The organism is Candidatus Saccharibacteria bacterium oral taxon 488 (assembly GCA_013100825.1).
Taxonomy (GTDB): Bacteria; Patescibacteriota; Saccharimonadia; order Saccharimonadales; family Saccharimonadaceae; genus Nanosynbacter.
The window spans coordinates 323,073-345,006 of the sequence record CP040001.1; the positions used below are offsets into that span (position 1 = coordinate 323,073).

At 47.8% G+C, this 21,934-nt stretch carries 25 protein-coding genes and 1 tRNA gene; 3 read left to right on the forward strand and 23 right to left on the reverse strand.

The annotated features are described in order from the left end of the window. Window positions 1-10 precede the first annotated feature (10 nt). Window positions 11-484: a hypothetical protein gene (locus tag FBF26_01690; protein ID QJU09977.1), complete on the reverse strand. Its 474-nt coding sequence runs from the start codon at window positions 482-484 to the stop codon at window positions 11-13. 79 nt (window positions 485-563) lie between these two features. On the opposite strand from FBF26_01690, the gene FBF26_01695 reads away from it, so the two are divergent. Next, a tRNA-Gln gene (locus tag FBF26_01695) sits at window positions 564-638 on the forward strand. A 117-nt stretch (window positions 639-755) separates the two neighbouring features. On the opposite strand, the gene FBF26_01700 is transcribed toward FBF26_01695, so the two are convergent. From FBF26_01700 to folE, 12 genes are all read right to left on the reverse strand, one after another. Then, window positions 756-1,166 carry an NUDIX hydrolase gene (locus FBF26_01700; GenBank protein QJU09978.1) on the reverse strand — a complete coding sequence of 137 codons (411 nt, stop codon included), beginning with the start codon at window positions 1,164-1,166 and terminating at the stop codon, window positions 756-758. After that, window positions 1,153-3,657, reverse strand: a complete 2,505-nt coding sequence (locus tag FBF26_01705; GenBank protein QJU09979.1) for a cation-transporting P-type ATPase — start codon at window positions 3,655-3,657, stop codon at window positions 1,153-1,155. The genes FBF26_01700 and FBF26_01705 overlap by 14 nt, the downstream gene beginning before the upstream one ends. Window positions 3,658-3,912: 255 nt before the next feature. Continuing rightward, on the reverse strand, window positions 3,913-4,542 hold the full coding sequence (locus FBF26_01710; GenBank protein QJU09980.1) for an ABC transporter ATP-binding protein: 630 nt from the start codon (window positions 4,540-4,542) through the stop codon (window positions 3,913-3,915). Between the two features lie 8 nt (window positions 4,543-4,550). Then, window positions 4,551-5,789: an FtsX-like permease family protein gene (locus FBF26_01715; protein QJU09981.1), complete on the reverse strand. Its 1,239-nt coding sequence runs from the start codon at window positions 5,787-5,789 to the stop codon at window positions 4,551-4,553. Window positions 5,790-5,798: 9 nt separating this feature from the next. After that, window positions 5,799-7,181 (reverse strand): ABC transporter permease, encoded by a 1,383-nt coding sequence (locus FBF26_01720; GenBank protein QJU09982.1) that lies wholly within the window; start codon window positions 7,179-7,181, stop codon window positions 5,799-5,801. Between the two features lie 206 nt (window positions 7,182-7,387). Next, window positions 7,388-8,512 carry a GNAT family N-acetyltransferase gene (locus FBF26_01725; protein ID QJU09983.1) on the reverse strand — a complete coding sequence of 375 codons (1,125 nt, stop codon included), beginning with the start codon at window positions 8,510-8,512 and terminating at the stop codon, window positions 7,388-7,390. 305 nt (window positions 8,513-8,817) lie between these two features. After that, the gene (locus FBF26_01730; protein ID QJU09984.1) at window positions 8,818-9,408 is read right to left on the reverse strand and encodes a hypothetical protein; all 591 of its coding nucleotides are present in this window, start codon (window positions 9,406-9,408) and stop codon (window positions 8,818-8,820) included. A 22-nt stretch (window positions 9,409-9,430) separates the two neighbouring features. Next, window positions 9,431-10,696 (reverse strand): glycosyltransferase family 4 protein, encoded by a 1,266-nt coding sequence (locus tag FBF26_01735; GenBank protein ID QJU09985.1) that lies wholly within the window; start codon window positions 10,694-10,696, stop codon window positions 9,431-9,433. Next, window positions 10,671-11,273 carry a hypothetical protein gene (locus tag FBF26_01740; GenBank protein QJU09986.1) on the reverse strand — a complete coding sequence of 201 codons (603 nt, stop codon included), beginning with the start codon at window positions 11,271-11,273 and terminating at the stop codon, window positions 10,671-10,673. Before FBF26_01740 ends, FBF26_01735 begins: the two co-directional genes overlap by 26 nt. Continuing rightward, window positions 11,273-12,202: a DUF2797 domain-containing protein gene (locus FBF26_01745; GenBank protein QJU09987.1), complete on the reverse strand. Its 930-nt coding sequence runs from the start codon at window positions 12,200-12,202 to the stop codon at window positions 11,273-11,275. Before FBF26_01745 ends, FBF26_01740 begins: the two co-directional genes overlap by 1 nt. Further along, complete coding sequence (locus FBF26_01750) at window positions 12,189-12,974, reverse strand: hypothetical protein (protein QJU09988.1); 786 nt, start codon at window positions 12,972-12,974, stop codon at window positions 12,189-12,191. The genes FBF26_01745 and FBF26_01750 overlap by 14 nt, the downstream gene beginning before the upstream one ends. Beyond that, window positions 12,922-13,488, reverse strand: a complete 567-nt coding sequence (folE, locus tag FBF26_01755) for a GTP cyclohydrolase I FolE (protein ID QJU09989.1) — start codon at window positions 13,486-13,488, stop codon at window positions 12,922-12,924. Before folE ends, FBF26_01750 begins: the two co-directional genes overlap by 53 nt. Window positions 13,489-13,578: 90 nt before the next feature. Here folE and FBF26_01760 point away from each other — a divergent pair, with 90 nt between their 5' ends. Beyond that, window positions 13,579-14,034 carry an NUDIX hydrolase gene (locus tag FBF26_01760; protein ID QJU09990.1) on the forward strand — a complete coding sequence of 152 codons (456 nt, stop codon included), beginning with the start codon at window positions 13,579-13,581 and terminating at the stop codon, window positions 14,032-14,034. Between the two features lie 99 nt (window positions 14,035-14,133). Here FBF26_01760 and FBF26_01765 read toward each other — a convergent pair whose 3' ends face one another. Further along, window positions 14,134-14,619, reverse strand: a complete 486-nt coding sequence (locus FBF26_01765; protein QJU09991.1) for an NUDIX hydrolase — start codon at window positions 14,617-14,619, stop codon at window positions 14,134-14,136. Window positions 14,620-14,655: 36 nt separating this feature from the next. Next, complete coding sequence (locus tag FBF26_01770; protein ID QJU09992.1) at window positions 14,656-14,928, reverse strand: DUF3850 domain-containing protein; 273 nt, start codon at window positions 14,926-14,928, stop codon at window positions 14,656-14,658. Between the two features lie 525 nt (window positions 14,929-15,453). Between FBF26_01770 and FBF26_01775 the strand changes: the two genes are divergently transcribed. Beyond that, a complete protein-coding gene (locus tag FBF26_01775; protein QJU09993.1) occupies window positions 15,454-15,729 on the forward strand; it encodes a hypothetical protein in 276 nt (91 codons plus the stop codon). 41 nt (window positions 15,730-15,770) lie between these two features. On the opposite strand, the gene FBF26_01780 is transcribed toward FBF26_01775, so the two are convergent. From FBF26_01780 to FBF26_01815, 8 genes are all read right to left on the reverse strand, one after another. Beyond that, window positions 15,771-16,145: a hypothetical protein gene (locus FBF26_01780; protein QJU09994.1), complete on the reverse strand. Its 375-nt coding sequence runs from the start codon at window positions 16,143-16,145 to the stop codon at window positions 15,771-15,773. 93 nt (window positions 16,146-16,238) lie between these two features. Then, complete coding sequence (locus FBF26_01785) at window positions 16,239-16,856, reverse strand: DUF421 domain-containing protein (protein ID QJU09995.1); 618 nt, start codon at window positions 16,854-16,856, stop codon at window positions 16,239-16,241. A 121-nt stretch (window positions 16,857-16,977) separates the two neighbouring features. Beyond that, on the reverse strand, window positions 16,978-17,553 hold the full coding sequence (locus FBF26_01790) for a GrpB family protein (protein ID QJU09996.1): 576 nt from the start codon (window positions 17,551-17,553) through the stop codon (window positions 16,978-16,980). A 9-nt stretch (window positions 17,554-17,562) separates the two neighbouring features. Further along, window positions 17,563-18,948 carry a HAMP domain-containing histidine kinase gene (locus FBF26_01795; GenBank protein ID QJU09997.1) on the reverse strand — a complete coding sequence of 462 codons (1,386 nt, stop codon included), beginning with the start codon at window positions 18,946-18,948 and terminating at the stop codon, window positions 17,563-17,565. Then, entirely contained in the window at window positions 18,935-19,591 is a 657-nt protein-coding gene (locus FBF26_01800) for a response regulator transcription factor (GenBank protein ID QJU09998.1), read from the reverse strand. Before FBF26_01800 ends, FBF26_01795 begins: the two co-directional genes overlap by 14 nt. A gap of 86 nt (window positions 19,592-19,677) precedes the next feature. Beyond that, entirely contained in the window at window positions 19,678-20,139 is a 462-nt protein-coding gene (locus FBF26_01805) for a hypothetical protein (GenBank protein ID QJU09999.1), read from the reverse strand. A 114-nt stretch (window positions 20,140-20,253) separates the two neighbouring features. Beyond that, on the reverse strand, window positions 20,254-21,213 hold the full coding sequence (locus FBF26_01810; protein QJU10000.1) for a HAMP domain-containing histidine kinase: 960 nt from the start codon (window positions 21,211-21,213) through the stop codon (window positions 20,254-20,256). Beyond that, entirely contained in the window at window positions 21,210-21,884 is a 675-nt protein-coding gene (locus FBF26_01815) for a response regulator transcription factor (protein ID QJU10001.1), read from the reverse strand. The genes FBF26_01810 and FBF26_01815 overlap by 4 nt, the downstream gene beginning before the upstream one ends. Between the last annotated feature and the right edge of the window lie 50 nt (window positions 21,885-21,934).

Sequence of the window (21,934 nt, forward strand, 5' to 3'; positions counted from 1 at the left end):
TTATAACAGATTAGAAATTGCACTCCGGCACGCCGCCAAACCAACCGTTCTGCATATTGCGGCCAGTGCGGCAGGTGGTGCCATCTGAGAGCGGCACCTTTATGGCGTAGCGGGTCGGCACGACGCTGGAAGCGTGGGTCGTGTCAGTGGCTGCGAGATACCAATAATCGCGGCCTTCGTGGTCTTTCGGCAGCTGCTTGATGTAGCGTGGAATGAGAAGTGCGCCGAGCTCGCCGCCATTACAAATCTTCATATTAGCGGTGTTATAAATGGTGCAGGCGCTCGTCGGCCACGGGTATTCGCCGTTATCCGAACGATATTTCTCGATCGCCTCCTTGAGCATTGAAATATTTGACTTGGTCTCGTTGTCGCGAGCGGTGTTGTAGGCATTGCGCCAGACGAGGCCGCCTAAGGTAGCGAGGATCGCGATGACCACGATGATAATGATAATTTCGACGATAGTAAAGCCATACTGTTTATGCATATGACGATTGTAGCGCGTTTTTGGCTTGATCGCAAGGCTGGTAATTAGGTGATTATTATGCTACACTAATCCTTGGTATTGGGCCGTCGCCAAGTGGTAAGGCACCAGGTTTTGGTCCTGGCATTCGGGGGTTCGAATCCCTCCGGCCCAGCCATTTACGAGTAGACTCGTAAAAGTGAGATAGGCAAAGACGCGTAATTATTCTAAATCTCCTCCGGTTTCCGGTTCAATCGACGCCGCGTATTGTTACGCCGGCTGTCACAGGTAGTTCCTATATATAAAACTGATCTATATTGGCCGACAGTGTCGAGTCAAGCTCAACCTGCCCTAGCTCATCGACCCCAATATACCGCAGCTCACTGACATCTGTCGTGGTTGTGGGTAGCGACGCGAGGCGAACTTGGTAGGCGATAATGAGCACTGGGGTGTCGAACTTTTTGCTCCATGTTGGGATGATGATCGGCGCTGCGCTTGCAATTTCTATCTCGGTGCCCAGCTCTTCTCGGCACTCGCGCCGCAAGGCCTCGGCTATGCCCTCGCCGTGCTCTAGCCCGCCACCGGGTAAATCCCATGTATCGCTCCTCTCGCGGACAAATAGTAACTTTCCATTATTATCATGAATCAGTCCCTTGACTGACACGCGATAGGCGGCTCGGATATGTTTGAGCTCAGGCATAGTCATTCCTCCTGCCCCACCACTTGTGTATCTCGCAGGTGATGATCGGGATGACGAACGAGGCGAGGCCGATGAGTGCGCCGTGCCAGAAGTTGATCGGCGTGATGTGGAGGATTGTGCCAAGCGGGCCAAAGAAGACGAGTAGCTGTAACAGTACCGACAGGCCGATGCCAGCGTAAAAACTGGCGTTCATAACCTTGAGGCGGGTGAAGATCGATTCACTGTCGGAGCGGGCGTTGAAGGCATTGGCCCACTGGCTGACCACTAGCGAGATAAAGGCCAGCGTCTGCGCGTAGTCGTGGCCGTAATGCTTCTCGAAAAAGATATAGACGGCCAGCGCCATGACCGACATGGTAGCGGCGACGATGACCATCCGCCAGATCATTTGACGGCTGAGAATCGGTGCGTCGGGGTGTTCCGGTGGGCGATTCATGGCTTGCTTTTCACCCGGTTCCAGGCCAAGCGGAATGACCATCGAGGTGTCAGTCACCAGATTAACCCAGAGGATTTGCACCGGCTCCAGCGGCGTCTTGATGCCGATGAGCAGCGCGCCGAGCATGGTGATCAGCTCGCCAGTATTAGTCGACAGTAGATAAAACAGCATCCGGCGGATGTTGGCGATGATGGTGCGCCCCTCGCGCATGGCGTCGATGATGGTCTTGAAATTATCGTTGAGCAGAATGATATCGCCAGCGTCTTTGGCGATGTGTGAGCCCGAACCCATAGCCACGCCGACATGAGCGTTAGTCAGTGCCGGCACGTCGTTGACGCCGTCGCCGGTCATGGCGGTGATGTGGTGCTTTTTGAGAATGGTCAGTAGACGGTATTTTTGCTCGGGGATGACGCGGGAGAATACTTTGGTTTTAGTGACGATGGCGTCCAGCTGCTCATCGGACAGCTTGGCCATATCACGGCAGTCAAACACCTCATCGCGGCTCTCGACCATGCCAAGTTCCCGGCCAATCTGATAGGCCGTCTCGAAATGATCGCCGGTGATCATCCGCACCGACACACCCGCTTTCAGAGCAGCCCCGATGGCCCGCGGTGCCTCTGGTCGCAGCACATCAGCCACGGCCACGAAGCCGGCGAACGTCAGCTTGCCGAGCTGATCAAAGCTATCAATTGCCTCGTCCAGCTCGCCCGTCGCCAGCCCAATCACTCGGTAGCCGCGGGCGGTCATCTCATCAAGCATTTGCTGGGCGCGCTTTTTGGTGCGGGTCGAGACGCGGCACGCTGCCAGGATGGCTTCGGGCGCACCCTTGACGTACAAGCGAAACTGCCGGCCGTGATGCCAGATGGTGGCGGACATGGCGTGGGCCTGACTGAATGGCAGGTCACGAACTGGCGCGTGGCGCGGGGCGGCGCTCTGCTTGCGGGCGTATTCATTGAGGGCGATGTCCAGCGGATCGTGGCTCTTGGCGTGAGCGCGGTTGACCGCCAGCCCGATGATGCGGTCGATATTCTCTGTCGCCTCGTCCGGCGTCCAGGTTTGCTGTACGGTCAGCTTGTTCTTGGTTAGCGTGCCTGTCTTGTCAGTAGCGATGGTGGTGATGACACCGATGGTCTCGATGGCGCGCATCTGATGCACCAGTGCCTTTTTGGTGGCCATCCGCCGCATCCCCAAGACTAGCACCACGGAAATCGCAATCGGCAAACTCTCCGGCACGGCGCTCACCGCGAGGGCCATGACGAAGCGCAGACTCTCGAGTACATCCATGCCGCGTAGCAAGCTCAGCCCAAAGGCGACGAGGGCGATGGCCGAGACAGCGGCGATGACTCTGGTGATCAGGGTGTCGATTTTTCGCTGGACTGGGCTTTGGGTCGATTCGCGCTTCGAGAGCATGGCGAGATTACCGAACTCGGTCTGATTGCCGGTGGCAACGACCACGCCGGTGCCGGTGCCGCTAACGACGAATGAGCCTTGAAATAGCATGTTGGTTTGCTCGTACATTTCTTTGGTGCCGGTGAGGGCGTCGGTTTGTTTGGAGATTGGCAGCGATTCGCCGGTCAGTTGCGCCTCGTCCACCCGCAAATTGGCGCTACGAATGAGGCGGATGTCGGCGGGGACTTTCTCGCCCTCGGCTAGCGAAACGACGTCGCCCGGAACTAGCTGACTGGCGTCGACGCGGGTGGTACGATTGACTCGGTGGACATCAACTTTTTGGGCATCGTGGCGCGACAGGCTGCGTAGCACGCGGTCGGTCGAGAATCGCTGAATATAGAAAATAACGGCCGAGATGGCGGCGATGACAAAGATGATGATGGCGTCAATGGCCTCGCCGTGCCAGAGGCTGATGATGGCGGCGATGAGCAGGACGAGCATAAAAATATCAAGGAATGGCTCGAGAATGATGCGCCAGAGCGGTTCGGATTGGACTTTGATGATGTTGAGGCCATAGCGTTTTTGGCGGCGCTGGACTTCGGCCACACTCAGGCCGCTATCCGAGGAACTAAGTCGCCGCAGCGTCTCGTCGCTTGATGATTGATAAAAATGCATATGGTTATTATAGCGTGAAGTGCGGCTTGGAGGAAATTTGGGGTTCGGGACGTAGCTTGAAATAGTAGGTAGTCATTGTACCCGGTATAGCTGAGGTCGCTATTCTGCAATAGTTAATTACAGGCAAAAAGGTGCGCCTCCGGCTTCTGCCTCGCGCACCTCTTGTTTGAAATGGGGGTTGTATGAGTTGATCATCGTCGGTCGACCCGGTCGCTTCACGTATAGCAAGTGACGTGGGCCGTACCACGCCCGACGCTATGCCCGTAGCTTCTTATCCTTCAGCTTCAACACCACATCGGCCTGTTTGGCCAGCTGTTTGCTGTGGGTAACGACGATGACACACTTGTCGTTTTCGTGGGCGGCCCGGCGCAGGATGTCGATGATGTCGGCGGCGGTGGTTTCGTCCAGGTTGCCGGTCGGCTCGTCCGCCAAGATGATCGGTGCATGTGAGACGAGGGCTCGGCCGATCGCTACGCGCTGTTGCTGTCCGCCAGAAAGTTTCATGACATTACGGTGAATGTGATCGTCATCCAGACCCATGGCGTGCAAGGTTTCGTTGGTGGCTTTGGGATTAACTAATTTCAAGTTTTCCAGTGGCGTCAGATAATCGATCAGGTTATAATTCTGAAATACCAGCGAGATATTGTGCTTGCGGTGATGCGAATAGCCCTGCTCGGCGATATCTTCATCGTCGAACAAAATCTGCCCGCCAGTCGGCGTATCCAGTCCCGCTAGTAGCCCCAGCAGTGTCGACTTACCGGCGCCAGAACTACCGACGATGGCGTAGAACTTGCCTTTTTCAAATTGATAATTGATGCCGTTGAGCACATTACTGGTGCCGTCAGCGTATGAGTAAATGATATCGCGTAGCGTAAGTATTGACATAATAACTCCTAACTTAGTTTTGCTAAAATTTGCTTTGGTGATTGGCGCATGATTGGCGCGGTGGCAGCGATGGCTGATAGCAGAACGACCATGTAACCGAAGGTTAAAGCCTGCAGATAAGTTGCTATTGGCGTGGCTTGCACTACGGTCTTTTCTGTGCGCTGGTTTTGGTCGGTTTGTGCCGTCAGGGCAGTAGAAATTTGCGATGAGGTAACCGAGCCGATGGCGAGCGCGAACACCGAGCTAACTAGAGCAATGATCGCCAGCTCTGCCAAGAACTGCCCGATAATCTGCCGCTTCGACGTGCCGATGGACAGCAAGATGCCAATTTCATGCAAGCGGCCGCGCACCCAGAACACCAGTACCAGTGACAGTACTGCCAGCCCCGCCGCGGCTGCGCCGATGGTGGCAATCGTCAAAATGTTTTGAATGCCAGCGATGTTTTGGAGGACGCCAGCGAATACCGCCCCGTTGTCAGTCAGACTGAATTTTTTCCAATCGACGTTAGGTAGGCTTTTAGCGCGGTCCGTTAGCAACTTCAGCTGGTGTGGGTGTTCGGCGAAATACGTCGCCCGCGTCAACTGCTGACTACCCGTCAGCTGCTGCGCCGTAGCCAAGTTGGTGATGAGATGGTTCTCCGCCATGTCGGACTGCAAGACCGCTGGCTTCTCGCCTTTGCCGCTGAAGATACCAGAGACAGTCACCGTCACCCGCCGCCCGTCTTTGGTGATGTCCAGCTTGTCGCCTGGCTTGATGCCATTTTTCTCGGCAAATGTTTTATGAACCAGAGCCGCGTTTTGATCGCGCTTGGTCAGGTGCTTACCCTGCTCCAGTTGGTAGAACCGACCAGTAAATTCGCTCAGCAGATCACTTTGTGTGGCGCCCGTTACCTTCGCTTCGCCAGCGATCCCAGAGTCCAGCTGCACGCCGCTACCCGCTACGTCAACCAATTGCTTGCCCGGCAATTCCGCGGTAGTCTCTGATTGGAAATTGTGTGCTTTGACGCCATGTGCACGCTGCACCTGTCGTGCCATTTCCATCGGCACCTCGCCGGATGGTTGCTTGCTGGCGATACTAAAGCCGGCGCGGATGTTCCGCTCGACCGATTGCTTCAGCTGCGCCATCGTCTGCTGTACCGTCAGCGTGCCGATCAGCAGCGTGAAAATCAGCGTCATGATCAGGGCGATGGTCAGGCTGCGACGCCGCCGCCGCGCCACAGCCGTCCAGGCTCGTTTGATAATCGTCATCGTTCGCCCCTAATCCACTTCGGTAAGTAATTCTTTTGGCGTTGACTGGGTAATCGGCCGCGAAGCCAGGAGTACCGCAATGATGATCACCGCCAGTCCAGCGCCCCACACCGCCAGCAGATCCGTCGGTTGTACACCAACCGTCACCTTGTCGAGCGTCCGCGATGACGTCACCGAGTCAGCGTCAGCACCGAGCGATGCACCGTTGAGGGAACTGCCGGCTTGACGCGTGGCATTCTGTGCCGCCTGCGACACCACATGATCGCCCAGTTGTTGTGCGATCAGCCCTGCGGTAAAGTACGACGCACCGAAGCTCAGCACTGCGATCATCACCAGCTCAGCGATATATTGCAGCACAATCTTTGACTGCGGTACGCCCGTTGCCAAGAGCACGCCCGCTTCGCGCTTGCGCTCATTCATCCACAAATACAGCACCATGCCGATCACTGCGACACTGACCAGCGCCGTTGCCCACAACATACCGTCGATCAAGCCGTACACGCCGTTCACCGCACCAGTCACGCCAGCCAGTTCCTGGCTATTCTTATTCAATTGATACTTTTGCCAATTGACCGGCAATTTATTCGCCCGCGCCATTACCTCATCCAGCTGCTTGGTGCCTTTGGTGAAGAACGTAGCATCCTGGTAAATCTCATTTTGCTCTGTATACGCGTTCAATCGGCGAGTTGTCGTGAGATCAGTCAAGAACAAATTCTCAAACAACTCCACCTGATAAGTCGCCTGCTTTGGGTTTTTGCCATTAAATATACCGACGATTTCTACTTCCACCTCGTCCTTAGATGGATGCTCGTTGTCGGTGTCGTATTGATTAGTCTTTAACTTAATTTTACTGCCCAGCTTAAGGTTGTTGGCCTTGGCAAAGTCTTCGTGCACCAAAATCTTGTGCGAATCGTTCTCGGTGATGTGCCGGCCAGCGATGAGCTTGAGCGACTCAGCCCGGAACTTCTTCTCGGACTCAGATTTATTGACACCGATGATGGTGGCGGCGTTGCCAAATTGCTTGTCTTTTTGGGCGTCATAGCCGCTGCCGCCGCTCGGTAGTGGCACTAGCTTGGTATTGATAAAATCGACCGTGGCGTTCTGGCGTTTGACATAGTCCGTCACACCCTCCAGGTTCTTCACTGCATCGATGTCTTTGTTCGATACCGTTCCCGAACCGCGAGCGGTTCCTGGATTGGTGCGCGGATTATTGCCCAGCGTGAAGCCGGCCTTGAGCGTTTTGTCTAGCGACTGCGCCGCCGCGTCGGTCGAATGCTTGATGGCAAATCCACTCAGCATAATCGTCGACATACACAGCAAAATCGCCAACAAAATCAGCGTTTTAAGTTTTTTCCTGGTGATATACAACCAGGCACGTTGCATGAATGACATAGATCTCCTTTCTTGATTCTATGCCAGTGTAACAAGCGAATGTGAAGGGAATGTGAAATGGATAGTGTTCAGATGAGTTTCTCTAACTTGCTGTCCTGCTTCTCAATCTTGATGACGTGAACACCGAGACGCTCTTTGTGTGGCGGGTAGATCTTGTGAAGGAGGCGAAGCGCCTCTTCTTTGCTTTTTGCCTGTGGCACAATCTCTCACCATGGCTCGGTCGCCAGCATATCAGCAAATGTATCATAAATTCGAATTGACTTGATTCGCACTACACCGAACGCATGTCCGTTTTCCAGCTGCAATAGCTGACCCTCCTTAAGGCGCTTGATGCTATTGTAGCCGATGCGGACTTCTAAAGTCTTGCGGCCCGACATGATTGCGTCGTAGTACGGCCGCTTGATACGCATCTTACGCATAGACACTCCTTCCTTGTTGAGACTAAATCCCCACTGCTGAACAGTGACGTCTAGCGCATAGCCTTCGGGAAATAAGCCTTCAATCGTCCAGCCGTGTCGCTGCAAACAAGCTATCTGCCACGGCTCAGGAATGAGATGGACATATAGCTTACGACTATAACCAGCTAATAATTGTGGCAAGTTAGCTACCAGTACTTCGAAAACAGTCTCTGATTTCGCTACCAATGGCATGATTTTAATCGGCTGGCCTTTCTTTGGAGTTGCGCTGACAACGCCAACGACCTTTCCATCCTGCTCAGCGATGAAAATGAGCTTATATTTAGCATTGACATCTCGACTATCACGCCGCTGATAACTGGCGAATAGCGCATCTATCCATGCATCATCCACACCATTAAAGTTACTGCCCATTCGCGATAGGATCAGTTGGCGCGCCGCCGCGGCGTGCTTTTTCTCGTCAAACGGGACGATTGAAATATCTGACAGATCGGGAGCTGCACTCTGATTCAGCGGCTTGTACAGCATACATTCGTCGATGCCAGGTTTATAATGATCTTGCGCCTTGCCAGCCAGATGAAAGCCTTTGCGCAATAGAAACTTGAGCGTGTCTTGGTTTTGGGTAGCCACTGTACAGTAGAGTTGCCGAGCGTGGTGTTTGCGAGCAAAATCCTCGGCATGACGAAGCAACTTACTGCCAATGCCAAATTGGCCGCGATATTCTGGCGCAACGATGAGCGGACTAATTTTAACTGTCCCCTGCTTCTTGACAACTAGATGAATCATTCCAGCAGGATGATAAATCAACTTCTGCAATAAACATGTATTGCCCGAGTGAAAACTGCCCGACAGAATCAATGTTATTATTGATATGCGTAGTAAAAATCCGCTGTGCATGAGCTTGATGATCGCCATCGTAAAATGGTTCAAGCGCTTCTGTCATCAGGCGAAAAACGAAATCAAAATCGCCTGTTTTAGCCTTACGGATAGTCACAGCGGCTAACGATTTCTTACATCGATGCATGAGCTTATTGTCTTATACCCTATACAATAATACAAGTCATCATTGCTATACATGCGTAATTTATGGCTATAGCTAGTCAAATTGGTGCAAACACAGACCGTAACCACTACTAAGGCGCGAGACATTCCGCTTCGCGCCTCATAGGCCACTCATTACTTTTGGGCGGTTTATGTTCCTGTTTTGGTATCGGGGCGTTTTATATTGCCGCCAAATAATCTCTCAGCATCACAAATTCATCAACCGCCTCAATTGCCGCCAAGTACGCTTTCCACTCCTCATCATTCAGCTCTGCCAAACTACGCCCAGGAAAGCTCGGGTGTCCATAAATATATAACAATTCCGTCCAGCCATGGAGATTATCACCGCGCGGCTCATCAATGATAAACCCCTCTTCATCGGCCACGAAAATATGGTCTTTTTTGCCGTCAAAATAACCAACTGCAAAAGAAAATATAGCCCGGCGATCAGTTTCACCTTGCATTAACTTGATGATGCCGGGATAACTAAAACTGTCCAGTAGCAATTTAACAAACGGCCCCGGAAATCCTTTCAGTGCTGGAATGAAAAAGCCGCGATCATCAACGATTAGGCGCTTGTTTGGAAAAGCTTTCTTAGCTTGCGCCAGTTTACTCTTGGCAATCATTTGAATATCCAGCCCCCGCCCCTCGTCAAAATCGTAGTCGAGCTGCTGTAAGTCAACGCCAAGTGGCTGGAGGAGCTTCTGGAGGCTAGTGAACTTGCGCTGGTTGGAGGTGATGAAGTAAATTGGGTGGGACTGACTCGTCATGATATAAGTATACGATAAGATTTTAGGAATTTATACTTTGTAAGAACTTATCAAAACACCTTAATAGGTTATTTTCTAGGTCAAAATTTTTCAAAGCAAAGTTATGTGCAGATGTCAGCATACGATTACGGTCGTTTAGGCTCATACTACATACATTAACTAAAGTTGACATTAGTGATTCAGGCGAACTTCTTTCAAATATTAAACCAGTTATTCTGTTAGATACCTGATACGGTAAGCCGCCAGCATTACTACATATAATTATAGCTTTAGCTTTTGGATCAAAAAAGGTTTCGCTTGGAATTAAGCCAAAAGGCTCACTTAAAGACGGTACTACTATTGCAATAGTTTTATTGTGTCTTCTAATAAATTTTGGGAAATATGGATCAAACTTTGTATGAATTTCAAGGCTAACATTTTTTCTTTTTGCTAATTCTATGAGACTGGCTTTGTATTTTTCTGACTCAATTGAGTCTGTATTTGCATTCAGTAGCAATCTATAATGATTATTTGGGAGAGCTGACATAGCGTTAACAAGGGTATGGAATCCCTTATATTTTATTGAACGACCATATGCACAAATGACTTTCCTATCATCGGTATCTAAATGCCATTTCTTTTCAAGATATTTTGTCAGAGATTTTTCCAGCGAACTACAGTCTTCGGCTATACATCCATTATGTGCTGGTACTATCTTATCTTTATCTAGACCATACTCAGTGATTAAGTGCTTTTTCATGTATCTACCAATTTCTCCTATTCGAGTATTATCAGGAATATGATTATAGATTTTTCTCTCTAATAAGATTCTACTTTGGTTTTCTGGCGAATGAATAATGCCCGAACTTTTAGGTATATGTAAGTGGTGCACGTTGTTTGCATTTGCTAAAATAGGAATGGTCTGGATGAATGGAGTGTCTATGCTAATGCATAATATATTTTTATCATTTTTCACATAATTTAGGATATGATGGGCTGCATTTTGAGATTCTATACACCACTCTCTAAGCCCACCATATCTATTCATGCCGTTAGAATTATTATCTATAGGATAAAATTTCAGATTATCTTTATTAATAATATCGAGGACTTTGCTGTGCCAATGCGGCTGATAATCATTGTTTAACTTTGATGTATAGATTGGACAAATCTCAATATCTGAGAATGGAAATAAATTTCTTAGTAATTTAATTACACGAAAGTTATGTACACCCGCTCCAGTATGAGCACAGTAGAAGCCATCATGAATCAGTAAGAATATCTTATGATAGTATCCTCTTGCTAACATCTTTTGCTACCTCACCCTTTGGTCTATTATCAGTTTTAATAACCGTAATATTTTTATAAAATTCATCATACAAAGGAAGAATCTCGGTATAGAATTCATTGGCAAATTCTATACAGGATATGATTGACCATAACATATCAACTGATTCTTCTCTATGCTTTCGCAGATTGGATTGATAAGGGTTAACGTCTAGAATATAAACATCGTCTGGCTTTCGTAATCTGCCAGCTCTTATTTCATGTCTGCACCACTGAACTGTATTGGGAAACAATATTCTAGGCTTGTTATATTTATATTTGTCGGATGAATAAGCATAAGCTAAAGCGGTAATAAAACACCTGTCTGAGATAACGTAGTCTTTGTAGCTAAAAAGATCTACGATAGAACTCTTGATTAACCAATTTAGTCTATATGCATCTTCGCTGTCAGGAACATCTTTAATATAGCGATTTAGATCTTCTTCTCTTAGAATGTGTTCTGCTAGGCAATATGCCTTGTCTCCAAGAACTGCGTCCAGTTCATTCAATAGACTTGTTTTGCCTCCTCCGGGTATGCCTTCTAATGAAATGTACATCATCAAAATAATCCTTGTTGTCGGTTTATGGCTACTTTCTTAGTGTGTATACCAAACACTTTCTCTGCTGTTGCGTCGGTGCGGGTTTGAATTCTCATTTCTCTGCCCTCCAGTATTTTTGTATTAATTGCATAACACGCACCGCTGGTGTAAAAAAGCGCAATTTTACCAAGTACACCTATGGTCCAACCGCTAATATAGGAAATATAATCAAGCTTGTCGATAAAATGAATAACTTTATCAATAGCAGACTTCTGTATTCTGTAGTCGGGGCTTGTGAATATAAAGTCATCATATACAATATTTTGGCTAGGAAGCGCCTGTGCTATTCTTTTTTGATATAACCTCAGTTGATTATATACAGCCTCTTTATTATCATTATCTAAAATGTTTCTCAACTTTTCTTGATAACGTATAGATTGTCTTATACTTAAGCGTTCCGACACTATCCTTTCAATACCGCGAGCTGCAACCCCCTCTGGGGCATATGCTATAACTACGGCCGCAGCAGCACCCTGTTCATGTATTCTATCTGAGTATCTTGACTGTCTTGCTACTCCAACTTTGATATCAGATTGATCGCCGAAAGAAGCAAGGTAGACTACATGCTTATATTTAAGCAAGTTACGATCGCGTTCTGTAGTTACTCTGCCAGTTTTCGCTATAAACGTTCCTCTGTTTTTCTGTGTACAGACAGCGCATTGTGAAATTTGACTTTCGTGTTGTAATATGATTGCCGTATTTGGACAGCGCGCTCTCGACCCTGTTTCTGGGTCAAAGTAACCTATACAAAATTTATTACCAGTAGTTTCTATTGAAAAATATTTATCTATAAGAGAACGCTTGATTTCACTGCCATCTGTATCAAAACTTGTAATAGTTGGCTTATTGCTATGCCAATATAGACCAGTAAAAGTTTCATATTCTGCCATAGTTTCTAGATTCCTCCGGAAAAAAATAACTTAGTTGCGACATAGTCTCATAAAAAGAATCTGGAAAATGAATATTATTTCTTAAGGTGTTGGTAGTAGATAGGGAGTTTCGCACGTCTTTCTTTAGTTCGTTTTGATATTCACCTATATTTACACTGTTTATCATTAATAATTTAACTGGATCTGATGTCATATAGTCAACCAAACGTCCAATAAACTCTTTGCCGTAAGCTGTCGTGTAAATATAGGCTATGTCTTCTTTATCTAGAAATATTTCCCTTGAAGAAATAATAGCCTCTTCGCCGGTTTTATCTATCAAAAGTTGCTCAGTATAAACATCTCTTTTTGGTTTAAGAATGGAAATCGTCACGTCTAGCTGATGGCGTGGAAGCTGATAAAAATTATGATTGCTTCGCATTTCCTGCTTCCATTTTAATAGGCAGCATTCATCGCTTGCAAATATATCATAGGGCATTCGACTTTCGTCTTGTATAAGATGCTCACAACACTTAGTGCATGTTAAGCACCTATTGCTACTGCTTAGTGCATTTAAAATTCTTTCTTTATTAGTGAATCGTGTTTTATTTGCTATTTCATAAAGAGCCCAAGGGTTGTCTATTGATTGTAGTCTATAGGTATCTATAGACTTGCCGACCCAAATGCTCTCAGCTATTGCCTCTACGTACTGCTTTAAGCCTAGGCTCTGTCTAAATCTCTCATTAGTCATTTGCAAATGCAACCATTTCGTAAAATCGTTTCCTCGTATTATCATTAGTAAACTCACCACTAAAGGCAGATGTCACCATATTTGATTGGATTTTTTCAACCCCGCGAGCTATATTACAAAAATGCTGAGCTTTCAAAAGAACTGCAACTCCGCGAGGTTTAAGGTAGCCGTTAATGGCTTGAGCGACTTGCTGTGTAATGCGTTCTTGATCCTGTAATCTACGAGAATAAATATCAACCGCTCGCGCTAATTTGCTTAAACCTATAATACGATCTTTAGGTATATATGCAATATAAGCTTCGCCCCAAAATGGTAGTAAATGATGCTCACAAACAGAGGTGAAGTTTATTTTACCCGATAAAACTATATCGGAATAGTTGTGTGTATTGTCAAAGGTTTTTGCCTCGTCTTCAAATTTACGCTCATATCCTTCAAGTAATCTACTCCAAGATTTAGCTACGCGCATTGGGGTTTCTTTAAGCCCCGCCCTATTGCAGTCTTCTACCAACTCTTTCAAAAGCTTCTCTATAATACTTTCTATTTCTTTATTATTGGCCATTATGGAATGTACCGTACCTTTCTTAATTAAAATTGAATACTACTATCATACCACCATGCAATAAATTTATAAATCGTGTATCATAAATGTATGACAACTAGACTTACTGTGCGAGGTATAATTTATAATCCGCAAACTGATAGTGTGTTTGTTCAGAAATTGAAGAAATTACAAGATAATAATTGGTATTTACCAGGCGGAAAAGTTGAAGATAAAGAATCTCTTATTTCGGCATTAAAAAGAGAGATATTTGAAGAGTGCGGAATTGAAGCGCAGGTTGGCAGATTGGTTTGTATTAATCAGTTTTTTGATAGTAAAAATGATACGAATGTAGTTGCTTTCTTGTTTTTAATCACTAACTACGCAGATTTCATAGACATAGATTTAGCTAAAACATCACATGGCGTGGCGGAAATCGCAGAATTTAAGTTTATTTCGCGAGAAAATGAATCTATAATTCCAAAATGGGTGTCCAATACGGATAAAAATACTCTTACTGATAATAATTTTAAACTATGTAGCGTAGACTTTTATGATGAGTTTTGATATTGATATCATCTCCCAACAAACGACTCAAATCATAGTAGCTTGATTAATACCCTAATCCAGCGCGGCGGTAATGAATTTATCGCAAAACACTACTATTCATTTACCCTCGCGATACGCCCGTAGAATCGTCCTCAAACTCACGCTATGCCGGAAGTTTATGTCGTCAATTTTATCCAGATCAACCCACTCCGGCGTGCCGTTGGTGTAAGTTTTTTCGCTGTCAGTTATGTTGTCGTTATTGATTTGCCCGTGCAGCTGGCTATGGGTGAAGTACAGCTGGATTGACTGGTTAGCTTGCGCCTCAGCGTTGCGCTTGAAGAAAGTAGTTGCCTGGTGAATGATTTTATCCGGCATGATGGTCAGTCCAGTCTCTTCCTTGACTTCACGGACAATTGATTCCTCGATCGTTTCGCCTTTCTCGACACCACCGCCAATCAAACTATATCCGTCCCATTGCCGAGTCAAAAGAATCTTATTATCCTCAATAATAACTGCGTACACGCCGACGCGAATATTTAGTTCGTCAACGGGAACGGTGTATTGATTGCCGAAGACGTCTTTGCAGATGATGGGTTTGGTCATCTTTGCTTCTTATTGCAGTAACTTTCTAAAATTATGTCAATCAACCCGCTCGGCAAGCGACATCACCTGATAGCCGTATTGATCAATGTCTTCTTGTTTCCAAAAATCGATTTCTTTCGTGCGTAAAACTTCGCCGACTATGTGACGGACTTTGCGGCCAGTTGGTGTTCCGTCATAATTTATCTCAATCTGCTCCAGAATGTCGCCGGGTTGGATATCAAAATCGGACACTCTCATATCAAATGTTTTCTCGCCCGCTAGGACTTTTTCGAATAAATCGGGATAAGATTTTTTGGCGACGATTTTCATACGTTTTATTATAAAGTTACTTAACTTAGGTTACAAGCTGATGATAAAGTTGTGCGGCGAATACTATCTTGATTTATTGGGAGTTAGGTATTGGTTGTAGCTTTATTCTAGTGTGAGTGAGCAGGAAATTACCATGGTTTGTTGCGATTTTTGTAAGATTGCTTGACTTAGGCTCCTATTATTGATATATATATCAGCGTCTTGGAATAATCCTGCGCTGTTCCTTCTACTCGAGAAAGGTCTCCCATGAGTTACTCAGAGAGATGCGAAGTCAAATGTGGTCCTGATTGCATCCTGAGGAAGCTGCCTAATGGCGAGCATACTATCTCAATCCCTGATGATGTGATTGATGATAGCTGGTGCAGGTGTGCATATGATTGTTACCTGTTCTATAAAGTACCATCGCGTAACACGGTGATAATCAACAGGAGGGAGGGATCCTGCTGCCGGTCCTGAGAGAGAGGAGTGACACGATAGACCTGAGCAAGTCTATAAACTGCTCACTTTCAAAGAGGGTTAAAATTAATGAATGATCCAATTGAGATATCAGTTGCCGAGGAATTATTGTTCCTAATAGATAGCGCCATAGAAAAAAGAGATATTAAGCAATTGACTAGTATTTATGGCATAGTTCATGAGTTTATTGGTAAACCTATTTATGATCCTCGGGCGGACTTTGTTATCATAGATGATTATATTTATGATCTAATTGATGAGCTTGAAGCTGGTAAAGAACCAACTATTTACAATGGTTTACGCAAGAGGATAGAAGAAGATTTACATAGTTCATCTAAATCATAGGGGGTCGATAGAATAATAGATCAGTAGTGCTAATTACTGTTTTACTTCCCTCTCCGCGCCGCCACCGCAAACCACATAAAGTAATCCTCCAACGATTCATCCTCCATGCCGGCGAATAGTTCGCGAGCGCGCAGGACTTCGCGAAGTTTTGGTGATTTTTGGCGGGCAAGCTGCTCGGCGGTGGCGTCTAATAGGTCCAAGCCGCGCTGCCAGGCGCCAGTCATTGCAGCCGTATCGCCGCGACGCCGGGCGGCAAACGCTCGCCCGACCTCTGAGCCGATGTTGCCCATTTGCTCGAAAATCGTTAAGCTCTGCCACTTTTGCCGATCAAAGACATGTTCACTCACGGACGACTCCGGCGATGATATCGATAATTTGCTGGCGCACTGTTGGGTCGAGTCATCAACAATCTTCATGATTTAATTGTAGCACGAATAGGCGGGATGGTGATTGTGTCTACTATGCCGTGGCATACTCCCACTCAGCAATTGATAGCGTAAATATTATTATCAATAAGCCGTCAAATTCAGCTTCCCATCCACATACTCTCCCAAAAATACATCGCTATAAGACTTCAACCCCTGTTTTTTCATCTCTTTGAGCAGCCATTTCTCATCCTTGCCAATTACATGCAAAATATCAGTTTGCAGTTGCCCGTCGGTTATCAATGGGAATTTCGGATTCTCTTCCCCTTCGTGAGTGATGATCAATTCGCCGTCTTGCTCCACCACGGCTCTTTTCACTTTTCTCGTTGAGTAGATATGATGAGTCCGCAGTTTGAAGGATACATCATGAGCGCTCAAGCCAACTTTCTTGCAATTTTCAATGTTGATTTTTCCATTATCAATGATTATCAACGCCCTGCCGTCGATCAGCTGCTTTGCTTTCACGTTATACTGCTTTATCCATTTCAATGTCAGCACCAGCGCGCACCATATACACAAAATACCGATGTAATCCAAAATCTGAATGTCATTGTTATAAATCACGCCTCCAATGATGCCACCCAGCACATAGTTCTGTACCTGATCGCTGGCAGACGACGGCGACAAATTACCCTTTCCAGAAACGTTGATGATTATCGTCAGCACGAAAAAGCCGATCAACAATTTTATTGCTACTAAAATGAATCATCCATGGTTTAATTTTAGTACAGACAGCTAGTGCTTCAGTATGATATGCTTGGCGGCGGAAGCTTTATGTAAAGCAGGGGCTGGGAGTCTGTTTGACGACTTTAATATGCACAATTTAGGAAGACCTATTCTTGGACCCGTATTTTTCTCTAGCTATTTTAGTATACTTTCTGATAAAATCGCTTTTTGCATCAGTATATCCATCTCTGTCATGCTCAAATTCCTTCCAAAGTTGTAGTTTCAATTTCTCGTACTGTTTGGCAATGTCTCCATTCTCAATTAGATAATCCCTAAAGTAGATCTCATCATTATCCCCCATAACCCTAATGTGGAGATGAAATACCTTATCCGCAAAGCCCTGTTTGGTATATCCCTTATTCAATGAGATTCGTTTTGCTTTCTCACTCATGCACAACCAATTATTTTCAACAAGAATATTTTTTACAGGCTCTAATTCTTCTTCCGACGGGACTTCAAGCAATATATCTACTATATTCTTTGCCTGTATATTTGGGATGGCCGTGCTACCAATGTGAGATAGTTGTGTTATGTATTTTTCTGGCACCAATGAAGAGATGGCTTTTACTTCCTCATCATACCAGCGTGCCCATTCTCTATTGTGTTCTACAAGAAATATGGGGAATAATTGCCACAATTCTTCCAAACTCATTTTCTCTAGCTCTCTGTCCATTACATTCTCCTACTCAAACTTCACCACAAACCGCATGCCCCGCCCGTGCGGCACGAACTCATGGTCTAGACCCTTAGCGTCGAGCAACATTTTCACGGTGTAGAGGCCGATGCCGCTACTGTCGCCGTGCTGCTTCTTGTCGCTGTTGCTTCGATAAAACGGATCAAAGACGTGCTGGAGTTGCCGCTTGGTGAGCGGCTTGCAGGCGTTTTCGATGGCTAGTTCGCACTGGTCACAAGTAATTTTTATGACACTGCTGGCGTCGCCGTGGCGCACCGCGTTTGACACCAGGTTCGAGATGACGTGGCGCATCATGTCGCGGTTGGCACGAATGGTTGTTGGACGCGCATCAACCGTGAAAGTCATGCCGCGCGTTTTCGCCAGCAACACATAATCATCAACCACTTCAGTAAGTAGCTTATCAATCCTCAGCCGTTTTTCCTGGCGCAGAGCTTGCTCGGCCACGCTTCCAGAGCGCAACACATCATTTACCATTGCCGCCAAGCGGTCAACCTGCGCCACCGATTCTGCCAGGTACCGATCGCGATTTTTATATTCGCCAATGTTGAGTTGCATGTTTTCGAGCATAATCCGGAGGGCTGCTAGCGGTGTTTTTAGCTCGTGCGAGGCCGCTCGGAGGAAGGCGATTTTTTCCTTCTCCAGCTGCGTGATCCGCTTATTTTCATGCTCCAGCGAGCGAATCGTTTGCCACAGATTTTGATAGAGCTCATTAATATTTCGCCCCAGTACGCCAATCTCATCACTGCTATTTACCGGGTAATGTGCGTCCTTTTCCAGTCGCTGCATGGTCGTGGTCACCGCTGCCATCTGGCGAATCGGCCGCGTCACAAAACGGCTATAAATGTAAGAAAATAGCAGCGCCACGAGCAGCGAGCCCAGCATGGTATATGGTAATACGTGCAAGGTAGCGAGCTTAGCCTGAGTAACGGGTGCAACGTCGGCCAGCAGCTTGACTGTAATCGCTCGCCCCTGTTTATCCGTCACACTGCCCTGCCGCAAAATCACCGAGCGCGGATCGACCGTTTGTCCATCAGCGATTTTCACCACGCTGGTATCGACTGGTTTACCGCTGTCTGTCACGATATTGACGGATTGAAAGCCTTGAAAATACTGATCACGCCCGTCAATCGTTAGCGTGATGTTGACGTTTTTCATACTCGCAAATTCCTGGCTGAGGCGGCGCATTTCCTCAGTCGATTTACCGCGCAGTTCAGCCACGAGCGCCGTGAGATTGTCCGCCGCCTCGCGCTCTTTTTGCTGCAGATAAAATTGTGGCATTAAGGTGTAGACCAGCGCGTGCACCAGGATGATCAACGCCGCAAATAAGCCAATTGACACCAAAAATGTTTTGGGAAATAATTTAAGATTCTTCATAGCGGTAGCCCACTCCCTTCACTGTGATAATGCAGTCCAGGTGCAATTTCTTGCGCAGGTTTTTGATGTAGACGTCAATCACCCGGTCAAACGGCACCTCATCGTCGCGCCATAACTTATCAATGATAGCCTGCCGGCTCCAGACCATATTTGGATTATCGACCAACAGCTTGAGCAGTTGGACCTCCTTGGGCTTGAGGTGCGCATCACTACCATCATAAAATCCCTGATAAGCCATAAAATCCACCGAAGCCAGGCTGCGCTGCCACAAGGTTTTTTTGACAGACTGCTGGCGGCGAAGTAGCGCCCTAATTCGCTTCTCCAAAATTACCAGCGAAAACGGCTTGCTCATATAATCATCCGCCAGTTCGTCAAAACTGGCAATTTGCGTCGGCTCGTCATGCAGCGCCGTCAGCATCAGCACCGGTACGTCGCTAGTCTGGCGAATATGCCGCAGCACTTCAATGCCACTCATCTTTGGCAGCATGATATCGAGGATGATGACATCTGCTTTGGTATATTTCTCCAGAGCCTCCTCGCCGCTGGTTGCCGTTAGTACTGTAAAACCCTGCTGGCGGAGGAATTGCTCGGTGCCAGTCCGGAGGGTGGGCTCGTCTTCAACAATAAGAATCGTTGATGTCATATAAGTAGTATACCGAAAGTGCCGCCCGTGGTAAACGGGCGGCAGGGGGCGCGTGGTCAGCGTCAAATTGGGACGCTTGGGTCGTATTAGCGGACGCCGACCACTTGCAGGCGCCGGGTGGTGCGACCGAGACCGAGAGAGATGGTTTCGGTGGCGTGGCGGTTGAGGAGGCTTTGTCCGAGGGGGCTATCGACCGAGATGCGGCCGTCAGACGGATCAGCCTCGAGGCTGTCAACGAGGGTGTAGCGAAAGAGCTGACCTTGCTGATCGATAAGATCAACCACCGAGCCAATGGCGATGCGTAGCCGATCACGCTTGCGCGGCAGCGGCTTGGCGGTCTTGAGTGCAGTGCGTTTCTCGGCGAGTTTACCATGGACGTTTTCGAGATTCATAATAATGTCACTGCGGCGGAGTTTGTCGTCGCGAGACTTGGCGCGGCCGATGTCACGCAGTTCAGCTGAGAGTGCTTTTTCGCGGATTTCGAGTTCGTTGATCTGCTTGTGTAATTCTTTGAAGCCTTTTTTACTGAGATATGTTGTCGTATTCATTCTTACCCTTTCCGGTGAAGCTCACCTCACCTGCGATCTATTACACCATGGTATTCTGAAAATTAGCTGAAAATTACAAAAAAGCATAAGAAAAGCCATACCACCAGAGGTAAATTACAGGGTTTTTGGCAGCGAAATCGTGAACGTTGTCGTGCCTTTGCGGCTGGCGGCGGTGAGTTGGCCGCCGAGGGCGCCGGCTAGTTGCTTGGCGAGACTGAGACCGAGGCCGTAGCCGCCGGTTCGCTGATCGCCAGAGAAAAATCGCTCAAAAATATGCGGCAAGTCGCGCGCCGCGATTTGGCCATCGTTCGTCAGGCAGACGGTGATGCGGTGATGGGCAGCCTTGATGTCAACCTGGACACGGGACTTACGCGGGCTGTGGCGCAGAGCGTTGTCGAGGATGATAGCGATCAGTTCGCGGACGATGAGGCGATGGCTGGTCAGGGTGATGGCCTCGTCGGTGATTAGCGTGGTGCGCGCATCGGCCTTGCGTTCAGTGATCAGCTTTTTGGTGAGGTCGGTGATGTCGAATGTCTCAGTCGTGGTTTCTAATTGTCGATTGGCAGACGATAGTTTGAGCAGCGTCTCGGTCAGCTGCGTCAGGCGGTCGGTCTCTTCGAGCGTACTCTGGAGTGTCTGGCGAAGCGATGCCTTGCTGGCGCGCTGGTCGGACAATGCCAGCTCGGCCTCGGCCTTGATGACAGCCAGCGGTGTACGCAGCTGATGACTAGCGTTGGCGGTAAAGCGAGACTGAGCGTCATGTGCTGCCTCAATCGGCTCAAGCGTCCGCCGGGCCAATATATAGGCACATACACCGCCGCCGAGCAGTACGATGAGGTTGAGATAGCCGAGGCTGATCAGCAAATTGGTGGTTGAAATTGATGGATGGTCGCGGATGATGGTGGTTTCGGTGTGGCCGTCGGTTTTGTGATGCTTACTCCAGTTATTCAGCTGGACGTCGAGCTCGAAGCTGGCAACTTGAAAAATGATGCCGCTAAATAGCAAGCTGACGGTCATCAGAATGAGTAAGTACCAGCCGGCGAGCTTGAGCGTTGCTGAGAAAAATAATTTCACTCACCAGCCTCCAATTTATACCCAAAGCCGCGCACGGTGTGAATCAGCGGCCGGCGAAACGGCCTGTCGATTTTCTTGCGCAGCTGCTTGATGTAGGCCTCGACGTTGTTGGGCAAAATGTCGGCATCAAAATCCCACACGTGGGCGATCAATGTGTCTTTGCTAAGCGTCTGGCCGGGGTGGCGCGCCAGGTATTCGAGGAGCGCGTACTCCTTGCTGGTCAGGTCAATTGAGGTATCAGCACGAGTGACAGATTGCGTTGTCTGGTTGATCACGAGGTCGGCGATCTGGAGCGTGTCCGGTTGCTGAATTGGTGGGCGCCTGAGGAGCGCTCGCACGCGGGCGGTGAGTTCGGCGATGGCAAATGGTTTGACGAGATAATCATCAGCGCCGCTGTCCAGGCCGAACGTCTTATCTTCGGTCGTCCCTAGCGCTGTCAACAGCAGAATCGGCATATCTTTGCCCTGCCCGCGCAGATTCTGCACGATGTCCGTACCACTCAGCCCCGGTAGCATCCGATCAACGACCAGCAGATCGTACGGCTCGCTCATCGCCATATTCAGCCCCTCGTCTCCGTCATGCGTCACGTCCACGGCGTGATGCTCACGCCGCAAGGCCTCGGCGATAATCCGGGCGATCTTTCGTTCGTCTTCGATGATGAGGAGGCGCATAAGTATATTATATAAAATATTTTGCTGGTGTGTATAGTGAGCATCTCATA

What these genes read in the sequence shown, in the direction of transcription:
- FBF26_01690 (QJU09977.1), bottom strand. Translation starts at nt 484, where the DNA reads ATGCATAAACAGTATGGCTTTACTATCGTCGAAATTATCATTATCATC.
- FBF26_01700 (QJU09978.1), bottom strand. Translation starts at nt 1,166, where the DNA reads ATGACTATGCCTGAGCTCAAACATATCCGAGCCGCCTATCGCGTGTCA.
- FBF26_01705 (QJU09979.1), bottom strand. Translation starts at nt 3,657, where the DNA reads ATGCATTTTTATCAATCATCAAGCGACGAGACGCTGCGGCGACTTAGT.
- FBF26_01710 (QJU09980.1), bottom strand. Translation starts at nt 4,542, where the DNA reads ATGTCAATACTTACGCTACGCGATATCATTTACTCATACGCTGACGGC.
- FBF26_01715 (QJU09981.1), bottom strand. Translation starts at nt 5,789, where the DNA reads ATGACGATTATCAAACGAGCCTGGACGGCTGTGGCGCGGCGGCGGCGT.
- FBF26_01720 (QJU09982.1), bottom strand. Translation starts at nt 7,181, where the DNA reads ATGTCATTCATGCAACGTGCCTGGTTGTATATCACCAGGAAAAAACTT.
- FBF26_01725 (QJU09983.1), bottom strand. Translation starts at nt 8,512, where the DNA reads ATGGCGATCATCAAGCTCATGCACAGCGGATTTTTACTACGCATATCA.
- FBF26_01730 (QJU09984.1), bottom strand. Translation starts at nt 9,408, where the DNA reads ATGACGAGTCAGTCCCACCCAATTTACTTCATCACCTCCAACCAGCGC.
- FBF26_01735 (QJU09985.1), bottom strand. Translation starts at nt 10,696, where the DNA reads ATGTTAGCAAGAGGATACTATCATAAGATATTCTTACTGATTCATGAT.
- FBF26_01740 (QJU09986.1), bottom strand. Translation starts at nt 11,273, where the DNA reads ATGATGTACATTTCATTAGAAGGCATACCCGGAGGAGGCAAAACAAGT.
- FBF26_01745 (QJU09987.1), bottom strand. Translation starts at nt 12,202, where the DNA reads ATGGCAGAATATGAAACTTTTACTGGTCTATATTGGCATAGCAATAAG.
- FBF26_01750 (QJU09988.1), bottom strand. Translation starts at nt 12,974, where the DNA reads ATGATAATACGAGGAAACGATTTTACGAAATGGTTGCATTTGCAAATG.
- folE (QJU09989.1), bottom strand. Translation starts at nt 13,488, where the DNA reads ATGGCCAATAATAAAGAAATAGAAAGTATTATAGAGAAGCTTTTGAAA.
- FBF26_01760 (QJU09990.1), top strand. Translation starts at nt 13,579, where the DNA reads ATGACAACTAGACTTACTGTGCGAGGTATAATTTATAATCCGCAAACT.
- FBF26_01765 (QJU09991.1), bottom strand. Translation starts at nt 14,619, where the DNA reads ATGACCAAACCCATCATCTGCAAAGACGTCTTCGGCAATCAATACACC.
- FBF26_01770 (QJU09992.1), bottom strand. Translation starts at nt 14,928, where the DNA reads ATGAAAATCGTCGCCAAAAAATCTTATCCCGATTTATTCGAAAAAGTC.
- FBF26_01775 (QJU09993.1), top strand. Translation starts at nt 15,454, where the DNA reads ATGAATGATCCAATTGAGATATCAGTTGCCGAGGAATTATTGTTCCTA.
- FBF26_01780 (QJU09994.1), bottom strand. Translation starts at nt 16,145, where the DNA reads ATGAAGATTGTTGATGACTCGACCCAACAGTGCGCCAGCAAATTATCG.
- FBF26_01790 (QJU09996.1), bottom strand. Translation starts at nt 17,553, where the DNA reads ATGGACAGAGAGCTAGAGAAAATGAGTTTGGAAGAATTGTGGCAATTA.
- FBF26_01795 (QJU09997.1), bottom strand. Translation starts at nt 18,948, where the DNA reads ATGAAGAATCTTAAATTATTTCCCAAAACATTTTTGGTGTCAATTGGC.
- FBF26_01800 (QJU09998.1), bottom strand. Translation starts at nt 19,591, where the DNA reads ATGACATCAACGATTCTTATTGTTGAAGACGAGCCCACCCTCCGGACT.
- FBF26_01805 (QJU09999.1), bottom strand. Translation starts at nt 20,139, where the DNA reads ATGAATACGACAACATATCTCAGTAAAAAAGGCTTCAAAGAATTACAC.
- FBF26_01815 (QJU10001.1), bottom strand. Translation starts at nt 21,884, where the DNA reads ATGCGCCTCCTCATCATCGAAGACGAACGAAAGATCGCCCGGATTATC.